The following is a 15480-nucleotide window of genomic DNA, read 5'->3' on the forward strand; positions in this document are numbered from 1 at the left end:
GAAATTAATTATGAAGAAAATTGCTATCATAACTGCCACGCGTGCTGAATATGGGCTTTTAAGGCCTCTGATTGAATTGGTACATAAAGATCCGGAACTTGAACTTCAACTTTTGGTAACAGGAGCCCATCTTTCTCCTTACCACGGAAATACATGGCAACAAATCGAAACAGACGGTTACCCCATTGATAAAAAAATTGAGATCCTTCTATCTTCTGATACTCCGGTAGCTGTCTCAAAAGCTATGGGATTGGCACAAGTTTCCTTTGCAGAGACTTTTGAAGAACTGAAACCTGATATTGTAGTTATTTTAGGTGACCGTTACGAAATGCTGGCCATAGCATCTACCTCTTTATTGTTTAATATTCCTATTGCTCATCTTCATGGGGGAGAATTGACTTTTGGTGCTATTGACGACTCCATAAGACATGCCATTACAAAAATGAGTAGTTTACATTTTACCTCAACAGAAGAATACAGGAAACGGGTTATTCAAATGGGGGAAGCTCCTGGATCAGTTTTCAACACAGGTGCCATTGGATTAGACAACATTAGAAATCTTAAGCTATTTAATCGACAGGAGTTAGAATCAGCCATTGGAACAAAACTTAAGAATAGAAATTTCTTAATAACTTATCATCCTGAAACCCGCAACAATGAATCCATAATATATCAAATGGATCAGTTATTGGGTACATTAGATGGATTTGATAACGACACGCTACTCCTCTTTACCGGGGCCAATGCAGATGTTCACGGTAATGAAATCAATGCCATTTTTAAAGAGTTTGTTACAAACCATCCTAAAAAGTCTCTTTTTTTTGAGTCATTAGGACAGATAAGATATCTGTCATGTCTCAAACATTTTGATATGGTAATCGGGAATTCATCAAGCGGTATTATTGAAGCCCCTTCCTTCCGCATTCCGGTCGTAAACATTGGAGAGAGACAGGCTGGACGTATTATGGCCCAGAATGTAATTAGTTGTCAAAATAGTAAGGCTGAAATAAAAAGTGCTATACGCAAAGGGTTGTCTGCATCTTTTCGAAAAAGCATTGAATTTTTAATATCTCCTTATGGAGAAGGAAATGCTGCCCCTCAAATAATAGATATTTTAAAAAAATCGTGTATTCAAGGTGTAAAGAAATTTCATGATTTAAAACCTCAACCTTAGTATCAGGCGAATCACTTATTTTCAAAGCACCTGCTAATTTGGTTATCTAATTACTTAAAAAAAATGATTAACCACACTAAACACATCATACATTCCGGGGTACCCCTTAAGGAAGCACTAAAAATGCTCAATGAAGTTCCTAAAAATCTCTCCCTGTTTGTTGTTAACGAAAAAAAACAGTTGATAGGAACACTAACCGATGGAGATATCCGCCGGGGACTACTTGCCGGTATTCCCGTTGATTCTAACGTTGACGAATTTATGTTCACCTCTTTCCATGCTCTACATGGAAGCCCTGAACCAAAAGACATTCAAAAATTGAGAGAATTGGGGATTAAGCTTGTTCCAATATTGAACGAGGAAAAGAAGATTATTAAAATACTTGACCTGAAGCAAATAAAAACCAGTCTTCCTGTTGATGCTGTTATCATGGCGGGTGGCCGGGGCGAAAGGCTGCGCCCGCTTACCGATAATGTACCTAAACCCATGTTGCCGCTGGGCGATAAACCTATCATTGAGCACAATATTGATAGGCTTAAGGAGTACGGTATAAGTAATATTCATATATCGATTAATTATCTTGGTCAGCAAATTATTGATCGTTTTGGAGATGGAGAATCCAGAAATTTAAATATCAAATATGTCGCAGAAGATAAGCCATTAGGAACTATTGGCTCCATCAGTTTGATTGAAGAATTTGAAAATCCTTACATTCTTGTTATGAATTCTGATCTTTTTACTGATGCTGATTTTGAAGATATGTGGTTGTCAATGCAAGAACGGAATGCGGATCTATGCGTTGCTTCCATTCCTTATACAGTTAATATTCCGTTTGCTATAATGGAACGAACAAACGACAGTATAACAGGACTTAAAGAGAAACCCAGCAATACTCATTATGCTAATGCGGGTATTTATATGTTTCGTAAAGATGTATTAAAACAAATTCCTCACAACCAAAAATTTAATGCAACTGATTTAATTGAGGCAGTAATCGCAAAAAAAGGGAAGGTAATTGATAATCCAATCACGGGTTACTGGATTGATATTGGAAGGCATGAAGAATATCATAAAGCGAAAGAGATAATTAAGCATCTTAAACATTAGAGAATATGGATTATGAGATTCGTGAGAGATTAGTGGTTATTCCAGCTAGGGGTGGTTCCAAGGGACTTCCAAAGAAAAATATTAAAATACTAAATGGAAAGTGTTTGATTTATTATTCTATTGATGCGGCAAGGGAAGTAGTTTCGGATGATGATATTTGTATTACAACAGATGATATTGAGATTAAAGAAACTGTTGAAAATTATGGGTTAAAAGTTCCATTTTTACGACCTGCTGAGTTGGCAACAGATTCTGCTGAAACCTATTCAGTTTTATTGCATGCATTAAATTATTATGAAAGTTTAGGGATAAAATATAAGCGACTTATTTTGCTTCAACCGACTTCGCCGTTACGGAAAGGAAAACATGTTAAGGAAGCGGATCAATTATATTCATCTGAAATAGATATGGTTGTTTCGGTAAAAGAAACTAAGAGTAATCCTTATTATTTATTGTTTGAAGAAAACGAAAAAGGCTTTTTGGTTAAGTCAAAAGATGGTGATTTTGTGAGAAGACAAGATTGCCCCAAGGTTTGGGAATTTAATGGTGCTGTTTATATTATTAACTCCGAATCTCTTCGGCAAATGCCATTGAATAAATTCAAGAGAGTTGTGAAGTATGAAATGGATGAGTATAGTTCATTTGACATAGATGATGAAATGGATTGGAAAATTATTTTGGAATATACAAAACAAAATGGTATTTGAACAAATGTGAATCTATGAAAGTATGATATTTTTTCTATATGGCGCATGATAACATTAACTTAATGAGATTGATATGTAACGAATTTAATGAATAAGAATCCTGATGCCAAGCCTCTTAAAAAATACAGTAATATATACAATTGGAAGAATGTTTCCTCAAATGGCTAATTTTATTTTGTTGCCACTCTATACTCGCTATTTAAGTACTGATGGTTATGGGATCGTTGAGTCCATGCTTGTATTTGGAATGATATTGTCCATTTTTTTATCAATGGCTTCCGAAAGATCAATGTTTCGACTTTATTATGATTATGGAAGTATAAAGGGGAGAATGTATTTTGTTGGAAACGTCTTCTTGCTAATCTTGATGTCCTCAACCTTTTTTACAGTTGGACTTTTTCTTTTTGATGATTATGTGACTATAATATATGAATCAATAGAGTTTAATCCTTATTATGTGTACACTATTGTAAGTTCTTTTTGCCTTTCCTACTCATTTATTCCAATGACTTTATTTCAAGTAGAGGGGAAAGCTATAAACTTTATTTTTCTCAATATTGGGATATTTCTCCTTAATACAGCATTTATTGTTTTTTTTGTTGTTATAGAAGAACAAGGTTCTGAGGGATATTTGAAAGGGAAAATGATTGCGAGTATTATTTTGTTGCCTGTCTTTTTATGGATAATATTTAAACGTTCGATTGTTAAGTTTAAGTTTGAAGTATTGAAAAACATTTTAAGTTTTTCAATACCAATGATACCAGTATTGATCATGGCTTGGGTTTTAAATATGTCAAATAGGATTTTTATTGAGCAGTATTATAGTCTTGAAGAGGTGGGGGTCTTTTCTTTAGCCTTTAAAATAGCTAGTTTGGGAAGTATAATCTTAGCTGCTTTATTTACATCATATAATCCTGTTTTTTATAAAATTGCAAACGAGAAAGGTGTAAGAGATGCAAAACCTGAATTAAAAAAAGTTAATAACGTAATTATTATTGCGGTGTTTGCTGTGTTGGGCGTAATTGCTTTTTTATCAGAAGAGTTAATTATGGTGGTGTTTGATTCAAGATATCATTTAGCCGGGAAATTGATTCCAGTTCTCTTGCTATCAGTATTATTTGTTCAATTAACCGGTCTTCTAAACCTAATGATTTACCAGCAAAAAAAAACATATTTGGTAACAATTGTATCTGTTGTTGGAGCATTTACGAGTGTAGGTTTGAATTTTATACTTGTTCCCAATTATGGAATGTGGGGAGCTGCATATGCAAGTGCTTTAACGTCATTTTTTATGTTTTTGCTGGAGTATATTTTCGCTACAAAAGCATACTTTATCCCAATGCCTATTTTTAGAATATCAGGTTGGCTGGTAGTATTATCTGTTGTAATATACGTAGGAAATTATTTTCTTTCTGAAACGATTTGGTTAAAGCTATTGGTTAAATTGCTATTGATTGTTTTGATGATTGCATTTTTTTACCAAAATAATAGGGGAAAAATACAATTTTTGCTAAAGGATTTTTGATATGGGAGGTTTGTTAAATGTATTTTTACGCTTTAGGGTCTACCGAGTTTTTGAACATTTATCGAATTTAAATTTAAAGTTAAGAATTCGGCAATTTGAAATTGAATCAGGACAGAAGATTAATTTTATAGCTCAGGGAAGTAATAATCTAGCTTTATTGGGAGATTTAAGCAAGTTTAAAATACACTCTACAAGTCATATTAAATCAGATGCTTTTATTGAATGTAGTGGAGGAGTCGAAATTGGTAAGTATTTTCATACAGGAAGAGGATTAACAATTTTTTCCACGAATCATAATTATGATAGCAAGTTAAGTATTCCATATGATGAAATAAGTATACTGGCTCCTGTTAAAATAAAAGATTTTGTCTGGTGTGGTGCGAATGTAACTATAGTTCCTGGGGTGACAATAGGGGAAGGAGCTGTAGTTGGTGCTGGAGCGGTTGTGACAAAGAATGTTCCTCCGTGCGCTATTGTAGGGGGTAATCCAGCAAAAATAATCAAGTATAGAGATGTGGAAATATTTAATATATTAAAAAGAGAAGGAAAATACTTTTAATGGAATTTGATGCTTTAATCTTTATTCAAGCCGCTGGAGATACCTTATATGCTTTAGATTTGCTTAAGAAATATCAGGGAAAACGAGTCCATTTGTGCGTTATTAATATTGAGAATGTATACTTTTATTTAAAAAAAATCTCACTTGAGAATGTACAACTAGATTTTTATCCATATATTAATTTTAATCATAAAAACATAATTTCAATTTGGAAGTCTAGAAATAACATTAAGGAAGTATTTGAATCGTACTTTGAAAGAAATAAATATCAAGAAATTTATTTCTTTTCTCGTTTTTTTGATTGGTTAACACCTACTTTAATAGGAAAATATAATGAAAAATATCCTGTCAAGGTTCATTATTTAAATTACAACGATGAGTACGCAGTTCGGACGGATAAAAAATTATATCTATCCTCCAAAAGTTTTTTCGCTCATAAATATTTTATTTCAATAGTTCAATTCATCACTGGAATTAGTTTTTTTGCACGGTATGAGAGAAGAACTATAGAGTTTGACTATAAAAAATATGGTATAGAGAGTCGTGAGGTTTCATACTCACCAAGAGTGCCCATTGAATATCAAGTAAATTTCGAATACATTGATGATAGATCTATCTTATTCTTAATATCACCTGTTGAATTTGAACTAATAACATCTTCGTCTGTCGTTAAGTTAAAATCTTTTTTAGGTGAGTTAAGGAAAGACGGGTTTAATTTAATTGTTAAAGGCCATCCACGGTTGGGCATTCCAAAGGAATTGATTAATTGTTTTGACAATGAAATTCCAATGGAAATCCCTGTAGAAATTATAAATTTTGAGAAGAAGAAGTTTACTCTAGGAGTTTTTTCTTCCGGACTGTCGTTTTTGTCTCTTTACTCTAATGGACCTGTTTTTTCTTTAATAGATTCATTGCATTTTAAGAATCCTCAAGTTGTCTCTGGATATAAAAAATACCTGTTAGAGCGCTCAAATCAAAAAATTTCTTTCCCTTCAAGTTTTGATTGTCTTAAGAGTCTTATGGTCCCGGGAAAAGTTTAATGATTTTATTTATAGGTTACCTACGGCTGGAATTGACTGTTGTCAGCCCGAATTTTCATAGGAGTATTCAATATTTTGAAATAAAAGATTGATGGAAAGAATTGAAATCATAAATGATTCTTATTCAACAACGAAAAGGTTATTTAAAAGTCGTGCTTACATGGAGTTAAGAGGAGCTGATTTGGAAGTAAAAGAGGGAGGACTTCGCTTAAGGGGATTCACTAAAGAAAACAGTGAAAAGTTACCATTGATTTCTGTAATTACAATTGTTTATAATGCTGCAAGTGTATTAGAATCTACAATTAAGAGTGTTTTATTTCAGGATTATTCAAATGTTGAATATATTATAATTGATGGTGAATCCATAGATGGAACATCATATGTAATAAAAAAATATGATAAGTGTGTTGATTACTGGATTTCTGAGAAGGATAAGGGTATTTATGATGCAATGAACAAAGGGGCTGAATTTGCAAGAGGCCAGTGGATTATCTATATGAATGCTGGAGACAGTTTTTATAATTGTGATACTTTAAAAAAGTTTGTTGCTTCAATTTCAGAAAATGAAAATGCTGAGATTATTTATGGCGATACTTATCTGCATTCCGAGTTTGGGGAGAAAGCATTTAAGATGAGTGATCATCGGTTATTAAGAATATTGAATTCTCATAATACCATATGTCATCAATCAGCATTTGTAAGAAGAGAAGTTGTGCAAAATTTAATGTTTAGGGATTTTAAATATTCAATGGATCTTGAATTTTGGACAAGATGTCTTCAAAATGGACTGAAATTTAAGCATATTAGTGAAATAGTAAGTAATTATTATGTAGGCGGTATATCTTCAAGCCCTAATACTGCTCTTTCTGTTTTGATTGAACATCGAATTGTAAAGATGCTTTGGTTGCGAAATTATTCCACGAAAGCTTTAATTTCTCTTGTGTTCGATTATTACAAACTTTATTCTAAATTATTTTTAAGGTCTTTTTTAGGGAATAAGAAATATTACAAACTCAAAAAAAGTTTAAAAGCGTTAAATAAAAGAAATGTTATTGTGATTCTTGTAGTTCTAAGTATCCTTTTGTTTTGATGAGGTGTATTGCTATTTGATGTCCTGCCAAGTAACCCAGCTGAAGTTATATGAAAATATTAATATTTAATACGCTTTATTATCCAAATATTACTGGAGGCGCAGAGAAGTCCGTTCAACTTTTAGCTGAAGGATTAGTAAAAGCGAATTATACTCCTATAATAGTATCTAGTTCAGACCAAACATCTGTAAGTTATGTAAATGGCGTAAAGGTATATTATGTAAAAACATCTAACTTGTATTGGGCATTTCATGCAAAGCGAGAACCGAACCATAAAAAGTATATTTGGCATATATTAGATGCTTACAATCCTTTAAATAATCAGATAGAGAAAATTTTAAAATATGAAAGGCCAGACCTTGTTCATACAAATAATTTGGCTGGTTTTTCTGTTTCAGTTTGGAAGCTGGCCCAAAAATATAAGATTAAGATTATTCACACTTTAAGAGACTATTATTTATTATGTCCTTCTTTGACAATGTTTAAAAACGGCCATAATTGTGATCGTCAGTGTAGAACTTGCCAAATGCTTTCCATTCCGAAGAAGATGTTATCCCAAAATATTGATGCTGTTGTTGGAATAAGTCAATATATCTTGGAAAAACATTGTAAGGAAGGGTATTTTTTAGATTCCAAAAAGGACATAATATTTAATAGTGTTTCTACCCGCTTATCAGAAATAAAAGAGAATCCGACCGGGGAAACAGTTGTTGGATTTGTTGGAACGCTAACCCCTAGCAAAGGAATTGAAACTCTATTAAAGGGTTTTGTAAAGCTTGAACAAGAGGATGTAAAGCTTTATGTTTATGGAAAAGGAGCTGAACCAAATTATGAAAGTTATTTAAAAAAAACATATTCAGATGATAGAATAGATTTTAAAGGCTTTCGTAATGCAGAGAATATTTATGGTAATATAGATTTACTCGTTGTACCTTCTCTTTGGAACGAACCGTTTGGAAGAATTGTTCCGGAAGCTAATTCCTTTCATGTTCCAGTATTGGCATCGAGTAAGGGAGGTTTACCAGAACTTATAAAAGTTGGGGAAAATGGTTATTTGTTTGATGTTGATAATGTCAATGAATTAACCGAAAAATTATCAACCCTTATCAAAGAGGTAAAAAGCCGGACATTCTCCTTTGATGTAGAAATGTTTTCTCAGGAAAAAATAACTCGTCAATATGTAGAGTTGTTTGAAAGGGTTAGTATGGTAGATGATAAAAAGTCTTTGGTTTGATTTAAAATGGAAATACTCTTTAAAAAAAATATTAGTTATATTATTTTGTTTTATTTCTTCATGAAGGCATTTGATGGGGCTATACGTTATTTCCTTAGTTTGTTTCAATTGACTATTTTAGCATATCTGCCTATTGTTTTAATGGCTACTGCATTAATTGTAAACGTGCTTTATGTTTTTTATAAAATGAGAGTTAAAGTTTCAGGAGCAATTATTATTTCATTAATATTTCTGTTTGTAATAAATGCATTTTTTAATATTTCCTCATTAAAACAAATTATTTGGGGGCTATATATTTTAATTCCTTTTTTATTTGGTTTTACTTTTACTGATTCCATTATTAATGAATTTCAACAAAATAAAAAAATTATATTTATTTTGGCTTTAATAGCAGGAATTGGGGTGGTTACTAACTATTTTATTAGCTTTCCGTGGCAAGGCTTTACCTATGAAATACAAGGTCAAAGCATTGAAGGTTCAAGGCAATGGAGTACTCATGGTATTTCCAGACTTGCCGGCCTCGGCAGGACATCTTTTTCATCTGCAGTGACAATCTGTTCGCTAAGTTTAATTGTATTTACTTTTAAAAAGTGTAAATTAAGTTGTTTGTTATTGTGGATAATTAGTTTTATTGCGATAATATTGACAACTACGAAAGGCATTATTGCTGTTTACACAATTTTGACTATTATTTTAATTTCCAGAAACTGGATTAATGTATTTTTTTTAAGAAGGCTCCCGGTTTTTGTTTTATTAGTTATGATTCTATTGCCTTTTGGATCGGCATACTATTTTCGTAATACTTTTTCGCCACAATTAGGAGAAAATCATTTAGATTCATTTTTTATCAGAATAATTTCAACTTGGCCTCAGGGGGTTCATGCGATTTCGGAAAACGGAAATTTCTTGTTAGGGAGAGGAATTGGAGGATTAGGAATTCCTGCAGGGAAAATGAATGACATAATTAGTGCAGGACCTGGAGATAATATGGCTGTTTATGTCTTTGGTATTGGTGGTATCTTAGGTTTGTTTTTATTATTAAAGTTGGCCCTTAAAGCTTCTAAAGCAGCTGTTACTTATTGGAGGAGTGAGTACTTATTTATCTACTTGTCTGTCCTAATGTTATTTTTATATGGAATTACTACTAATATAATTGAATCCGCAATCTTGTCAGTATTTTTAGGGTTAGTCACTGGGAAAAAAATTGAAATAAGAAATGAACGGTATGTTTGTTATTAATGGACGTTTCCTATCCCAAAAAGTGACTGGTGTTCAGAGGTTTGCTATTGAGTTGACCAAGAGGTTGAAGGAGGTTGAGAAAAATATAATTGTATTGGCACCAAAGAATATAATTCAGCAAGAACTAGCTATAGAATTGGGGGTTAAGATAATTGGGAGAAATGTAGGACATCTTTGGGAGCAGTTAGATTTGCCATTTTATTTAAGGAAAAATGGCAATCCTCTTTTGGTAAATTTCTGTAACACGGCTCCGCTTCTTTATCCTAATTCAATTGTAACGATACATGATCTTGCATTTTTAGAAAATCCTGGCTGGTTCTCTCGAAAGTTTTATTTAGGTTATAGATTTTTGATTCCGCTAATAGCCAGAAAATCCAAGCGAATTTTCACAGTTAGTGAGTTTTCCAAATCGGAAATTTATAAAAAGTTGAAAGTTGATAAACCGGTGGATGTAATCTACAATGGTGTTGAACATATTACAACCTTAAATAAAAGTGAGGAAGTCTATCCCAATCAACCATATATTCTTTTTGTTGGCTCTTTGGATCCTCGAAAAAATATGGGGAAATTGATTGAGGCCATGAAATTTATCCGCCAAGGAGTTGTGTTAAAGATAGTTGGAGGTAATAATGGACTGTTTAGTCAACTATACTCGGACATAAAACTGTCAGATCGTGTTCATTTTTTAGGATATGTTTCAGATGCGGAGTTATCTACCTTATATCAATCTGCTGTTTGTTTTGTTTATCCGTCTTTATATGAGGGTTTTGGTATCCCTCCGTTAGAAGCTCAAGTTTCTGGCACCCCTGTTGTCGCCTCAAATATTAGAGTATTTAATGAAGTATTAGGTGATTCAGCATTATATTTTGATCCGCAAAATTCAAAAGATATTGCTTCAACAATTTGTAAGCTTCTTGCTTTAAATATATCTGAACGAAATCAGTTAATTGAGAAAGGTTATAATAATATTAAAAGATTTAATTGGCAAAATTCTGCTAATAGAGTAATTGAAAAGGTAAAATTAAGTAAATGAAGGTGGCAGTTGTTCAGGATTGGTTAACGGAAATTGGGGGTGCAGAGAAAGTGTTTTCAGGTATTTTGGAATTGTTTCCTGAAGCTGATATTTATACACTTGCAGCTCATGAAAGAGTACTAACCGATTTGAAAATTGATAGAAATAGAGTATATGAATCTTTCATCGTGAAGCTGCCCTTTGGACGGAAAAAATATAGAAATTATCTTCCTTTATTTTCAAAAGCGATAGAAAGTTTTGATTTATCTGATTATGACTTAATATTATCTTCTTCTTCTTCCGTTGCAAAAGGGATCCTCAAACAGTCAAATCAATTGCACATTTGTTATTGTCATTCACCGGTCAGATATGCATGGGACTTATATCATCAATACCTTAAAGAAGCGAGTTTACAAGGTTTTGGGCCAAAAGCCTTATTTGTAAGGCATGTATTGCATAAGTTAAGAATTTGGGATGTCATAAGTGCTAATCGGGTAGATCATTTTATAGCCAATTCAAAATATATAAAAAGACGCATCAATAACGTTTACAGAAAAGATTCAACTGTTATTTATCCTCCTGTTGATATTGAAAAATTTCGGTTGGAAGAGGAGAAATCCGATTATTATTTTACCGCGTCCCGAATGGTTCCTTATAAAAAGATTGATCTAATCGTAAAAACATTTAGTGAGCTTCCTGATAAAAAACTAAAAGTAGCTGGGGTGGGGCCGGATTTCGAAAAGATTAAAAAACTTGCAGGTTCGAATGTGGAATTTTTAGGTTTTGTAAGTGATGAAGAAATGCAAATTTTAATTAGCCAAGCTAAGGCCTTTGTTTTTGCTGCAAATGAAGATTTTGGAATAATTCCCGTTGAAGCCCAGGCATGTGGGACTCCGGTTATCGCTTTGGGCAAAGGGGGCACAAAAGAAACTGTCATTGACGGCATAACAGGGGTTCATTTCGAAAGTCAAACGGAAGAAGCTTTAAAGGAAGCAATCCATAAATTTGAGGCAATTAAGTTTGACTTTCAAAAAATAAGAGAAAGTGTTGAGAAGTTTTCGAAAACACGTTTTATCAATGAATTGAAACAATTTATTAGTGTTAAACTTCATGATTTTCATGAAGAAATCAAATGATTTGGAATGATCTTCTACACCCTCCTCCGCCTCCACAAGCGCATCAAAAGCCGAAGGCTAAAGCTCTTGGGGTTGTTTGCCGCCTCTCATTTAGGGCTTCGACTGTTACCGGCAACTAAATATGTATGATTTTCGGCAAATAAGGATGTATCAAAATCGGTAAATAAGGATGCATGATTTTGGTTTAAAAATAGGATGATTAATTGTTAAATTCAAAGAAATTTTTCCGGTTTGCCATTCTGTATCCTTTTCCTTGTAATTTTATCACAGCGAAAAAGAATTTGTAGCCTTATCCTTCTGTCAAGAATGGCGGTAACAATCACGCTGTCTTCCAGGAACTCAACCCAATCTTTAGGCGACTTATTTGTTGTGATAATCAAAGAAGTTTTCCTTTTTTTGGGAGGGTGTAAACAAACGCATCTTTCTATTTCTATGCTTCCGGAGAGACCTCTTAATTATCTTTCACGCACCATTGTCTTTTTTAATCACTTTTCATGGGAAGTAATCGATTTTCACCTATATTTGTGATGTTAGTTTTTCATGACGCTGTATGGAAAACATAAATTTTTCACAAGTAGTAACTGTTTTTCATGGCCGGACCCTTCCTGAAAAGGCCAGGATTGCAGGTTATGGGGCTGTTATTGATAAACTTGGCCTTTCAATGCCAATGCCGGAGCGACTTGCTTTGATTAGTTCTAAGAACCGTCAATACGTGTACGGTAACTGGCGGGTATTTACTTCCCGTCACCTTCCGGATAATGATCTTTACAGTCACTTGATTTTTGCCATAAAGTATGAAGGAATCAATCTGTTGTTTTTTAAAAAGTTGTTTCTGAAGATATCAACCTCCGAGGTAATCTCAATAATATCCGGAGAGCCAACCGGACAATACAGTCGAAAAATCTGGTTTTTGTATGAATGGCTGATGACGGATCTTTTGGATGTGCCAGATATTCAGCAAGGGAATTACGTGCCTCTATTGGATGAGAAAAAGCAATTTGCAACCCGGGGCGTTCGTTCAAAGCGTCATAGAATCATCAATAATTTGCCCGGGACACGAGATTTCTGTCCGCTTGTATTTAAAACCGAAAAATTAATAAACTATTGTAGTTCCGCATTATCCGAGCAACAGGATAAACGTTTGAGCAGAGTCGGTAAAGATCTTTTACAAAGAGCCTCCGCCTTTTTATTATTGAAGGATTCTAAAGCCTCTTTTTCCATTGAAGGAGAAAGTCCTAAAAGCAAACGGGCTGCCCGGTGGGGCAACGCAATAGGTCAGGCTGGAACCAATGCACTTAGCAAGGATGAACTGCTTCGATTACAACAAATGGTGATTGAAAATACACGGTTTGTAATGTTGGGTTTTCGCCGTGAAGGTGGTTTTGTCGGGGAGCATGACCGGTTAACAGGAGAACCGGTACCTGAACACATTTCTGCTCGTTGGCAGGATTTGGAACAACTTATGTCAGGGCTCACCGCTACAAGTTATTTGTTGGAAGAGGAAGAGATTGATGCTGTTGTTGCTGCTGCAATCGTGGCCTTCGGCTTTGTTTTTATTCATCCGTTTCAGGACGGCAATGGGCGTATTCATCGTTATTTGATACATCACATCCTGGCAAGAAAGGGGTTTACCAAACAGGGGGTGATTTTTCCTGTTTCTACATCTATTTTGGACCACATAACTGATTACAGGAATATTCTTCAACAATATTCCCATCCGCTTCTTGATTTTATTGATTGGGAGCAAACAGCCGACAATAATGTGACTGTGCAAAACGAAACCATTGATTTCTATCGTTACTTTGATGCAACCCCTCAGGCAGAATTTCTATACGATTGTGTTGCTGATACTATTTTTAACATCATTCCTCAGGAGGTGAAATACCTGGCCCAATATGACAGATTTAAACATTTTTTGGATGATGAATTTGAAATGCCGGACAAAACGGTGGCACTTTTAGTTCGTTTTTTGGAACAAAATGAAGGAAAGCTGTCTAATAGAGCCAAAGATAAAGAATTTTCGGATTTATCAGATTCAGAGTTAGAGGTCATAGAAAAGAGGTTTGCAGATATTTTTTATGATTAAAGGGTTATCGTAGATTTTTCTAAAATGCCTTTGTTTGGCAAAACGGCAGAACCGAGTAAAGGTTCGTAATGGAAATATAGTTTTATAATGAGCCTGGCCCCGTCTTTAGGGGGGGTGTATTACGGAATACAGTTCACGAGAGCCGGCTATCAGCCGGCTTTTCCGATAAATGCACGATGATTTTGTTGTCTTTTGGAAGTTGGCTGATATGGACTGTGCTATATGCCAAAACCACCGGACTAAAGACCGGTGCTAATCTCATAAATAGCTATTTTTCAATATATAGCCGTATGCTAAATCCCCCTCCCTGGGAGGGGTTAGGGGAGGCCCCCCACTTGCAAAAAAGTTAAATTATCAATATCTTGCTTCTAAATATCATGACAATCCAAGCTGGCACTTTTAATTATCATGTATAAAAGAAGTCAAATATTTGAAAAATCAGGAAAGGAAAGTTTCTTTTTATGGGGAGCCCGTCAGACAGGGAAAAGCACTTTGTTAAAAACTGTTTATCCGGAATCATTATGGTTTGACCTTTTGCAGACAGACGTATTTGAGAGGTTACACAGAGAACCATCACAGTTGAGGGAGATCGTAATGGCTTCAGATCTGCGTAAGCCTGTCGTGATTGATGAGATTCAAAAAATTCCTGCATTATTAGACGAAATCCACTGGTTGATAGAAAACAGTGCGGCTCAATTTATTCTGAGTGGTTCCAGTCCCCGGAAAATTTTATTTTCGAAGGCAAATCTATTAGGAGGTAGAGCGTTGAGGTATGAGTTATATCCATTGGTGAGTTGTGAGATTCCTGACTTTGATCTTATACGGGCATTAAATAATGGTTTGTTGCCGCGACATTATTTGTCAGATGAACCTGAAAGACTTATTTCTGCATACATAGGAAGTTATCTTCAGGATGAAATAATGGCGGAGGCCAGAATAAGAAAAGTTTCGACATTTTCCAGATTTCTTGAAACGGCTGCTTTTTCAAATGGAGAAATGGTAAATTATTCCAGGATTGCTTCAGAGTGTGGGGTAAGTGCTCCGACGATTAAAGAGTACTTCCAGATTTTGGTAGATACTTTAACCGGTAGTTTTCTGCCTTCTTTTCAAAAGAGGCCCAAAAGAAGAGTGATACATGCGCCTAAATTTTATTATTTCGATGTTGGGATTGTCAATTATTTGTTGAAACGCGGAGAAATAAAACCTCGGAGTGAGATGTTTGGAAATGCTTTTGAACACTTCATATATCAGGAAATTCGTGCGCACAGGCATTACTCAGGTATTGAATATCCCATTTATTACTGGCGGACAGCGTCTCAGATAGAGATTGACTTTGTCCTGGGAGATCATGAAATAGCAATTGAGGTTAAATCAACCGATAATGCCGGGAAAAGACATATCAAAGGCTTACAATACTTTGAAGAGGAATATAATGTTAAGCATTCAATACTGGTATCGAACGATCCATTTCCACGAAAGATAGGAAGTGTAAGTATAATGCCCTGGAAAATATTCCTTCAGAAACTTTGGAATGGTGAACTGATAAAATAAGGGTTTGTTGGATATGGGG

General features: G+C 34.3%; 15 protein-coding genes. 13 read left to right on the forward strand and 2 right to left on the reverse strand.

Features of this window, described 5'->3' with window-relative positions; genetic code table 11:
- Positions 1–10: 10 nt before the first annotated feature.
- From neuC to BY457_RS16410, 11 genes are all read left to right on the forward strand, one after another.
- Positions 11–1174 (forward strand): UDP-N-acetylglucosamine 2-epimerase, encoded by a 1164-nt coding sequence (gene neuC, locus BY457_RS16360; protein WP_106154407.1) that lies wholly within the window; start codon positions 11–13, stop codon positions 1172–1174.
- A gap of 63 nt (positions 1175–1237) precedes the next feature.
- Positions 1238–2281 carry a nucleotidyltransferase family protein gene (locus BY457_RS16365; RefSeq protein WP_106154408.1) on the forward strand — a complete coding sequence of 348 codons (1044 nt, stop codon included), beginning with the start codon at positions 1238–1240 and terminating at the stop codon, positions 2279–2281.
- A gap of 5 nt (positions 2282–2286) precedes the next feature.
- Positions 2287–2988 carry an acylneuraminate cytidylyltransferase family protein gene (locus tag BY457_RS16370; RefSeq protein ID WP_106154409.1) on the forward strand — a complete coding sequence of 234 codons (702 nt, stop codon included), beginning with the start codon at positions 2287–2289 and terminating at the stop codon, positions 2986–2988.
- A 103-nt stretch (positions 2989–3091) separates the two neighbouring features.
- On the forward strand, positions 3092–4513 hold the full coding sequence (locus tag BY457_RS16375) for a lipopolysaccharide biosynthesis protein (RefSeq protein WP_106154410.1): 1422 nt from the start codon (positions 3092–3094) through the stop codon (positions 4511–4513).
- Position 4514: 1 nt separating this feature from the next.
- Positions 4515–5072, forward strand: a complete 558-nt coding sequence (locus tag BY457_RS19295) for an acyltransferase (RefSeq protein ID WP_106154411.1) — start codon at positions 4515–4517, stop codon at positions 5070–5072.
- Positions 5072–6112, forward strand: coding sequence for a hypothetical protein (locus BY457_RS16385; protein ID WP_106154412.1), 1041 nt, complete (start codon positions 5072–5074; stop codon positions 6110–6112). The genes BY457_RS19295 and BY457_RS16385 overlap by 1 nt, the downstream gene beginning before the upstream one ends.
- Before the next feature lie 91 nt (positions 6113–6203).
- Positions 6204–7202 (forward strand): glycosyltransferase family 2 protein, encoded by a 999-nt coding sequence (locus BY457_RS16390; protein ID WP_219885176.1) that lies wholly within the window; start codon positions 6204–6206, stop codon positions 7200–7202.
- A gap of 50 nt (positions 7203–7252) precedes the next feature.
- Positions 7253–8437 (forward strand): glycosyltransferase family 4 protein, encoded by a 1185-nt coding sequence (locus BY457_RS16395; protein ID WP_106154413.1) that lies wholly within the window; start codon positions 7253–7255, stop codon positions 8435–8437.
- Positions 8438–8497: 60 nt separating this feature from the next.
- Complete coding sequence (locus BY457_RS16400) at positions 8498–9676, forward strand: hypothetical protein (RefSeq protein ID WP_181256516.1); 1179 nt, start codon at positions 8498–8500, stop codon at positions 9674–9676.
- Positions 9654–10709 carry a glycosyltransferase family 4 protein gene (locus tag BY457_RS16405; protein WP_106154415.1) on the forward strand — a complete coding sequence of 352 codons (1056 nt, stop codon included), beginning with the start codon at positions 9654–9656 and terminating at the stop codon, positions 10707–10709. The genes BY457_RS16400 and BY457_RS16405 overlap by 23 nt, the downstream gene beginning before the upstream one ends.
- Positions 10706–11824 (forward strand): glycosyltransferase, encoded by a 1119-nt coding sequence (locus tag BY457_RS16410; RefSeq protein WP_106154416.1) that lies wholly within the window; start codon positions 10706–10708, stop codon positions 11822–11824. Before BY457_RS16405 ends, BY457_RS16410 begins: the two co-directional genes overlap by 4 nt.
- 212 nt (positions 11825–12036) lie before the next feature.
- Here BY457_RS16410 and BY457_RS19370 read toward each other — a convergent pair whose 3' ends face one another.
- Positions 12037–12204, reverse strand: coding sequence for an ATP-binding protein (locus BY457_RS19370; protein WP_374956700.1), 168 nt, complete (start codon positions 12202–12204; stop codon positions 12037–12039).
- Positions 12205–12374: 170 nt separating this feature from the next.
- Between BY457_RS19370 and BY457_RS16425 the strand changes: the two genes are divergently transcribed.
- Positions 12375–13910 (forward strand): Fic family protein, encoded by a 1536-nt coding sequence (locus tag BY457_RS16425; RefSeq protein ID WP_106154417.1) that lies wholly within the window; start codon positions 12375–12377, stop codon positions 13908–13910.
- Positions 13911–14043: 133 nt separating this feature from the next.
- On the opposite strand, the gene BY457_RS19275 is transcribed toward BY457_RS16425, so the two are convergent.
- Positions 14044–14172 (reverse strand): hypothetical protein, encoded by a 129-nt coding sequence (locus tag BY457_RS19275; protein ID WP_258176773.1) that lies wholly within the window; start codon positions 14170–14172, stop codon positions 14044–14046.
- Positions 14173–14318: 146 nt separating this feature from the next.
- On the opposite strand from BY457_RS19275, the gene BY457_RS16430 reads away from it, so the two are divergent.
- Positions 14319–15461 carry an ATP-binding protein gene (locus BY457_RS16430; RefSeq protein WP_106154418.1) on the forward strand — a complete coding sequence of 381 codons (1143 nt, stop codon included), beginning with the start codon at positions 14319–14321 and terminating at the stop codon, positions 15459–15461.
- Positions 15462–15480: the final 19 nt, after the last annotated feature.

This window comes from Marinilabilia salmonicolor (assembly GCF_003003035.1).
Lineage (GTDB): Bacteria > Bacteroidota > Bacteroidia > Bacteroidales > Marinilabiliaceae > Marinilabilia > Marinilabilia salmonicolor_A.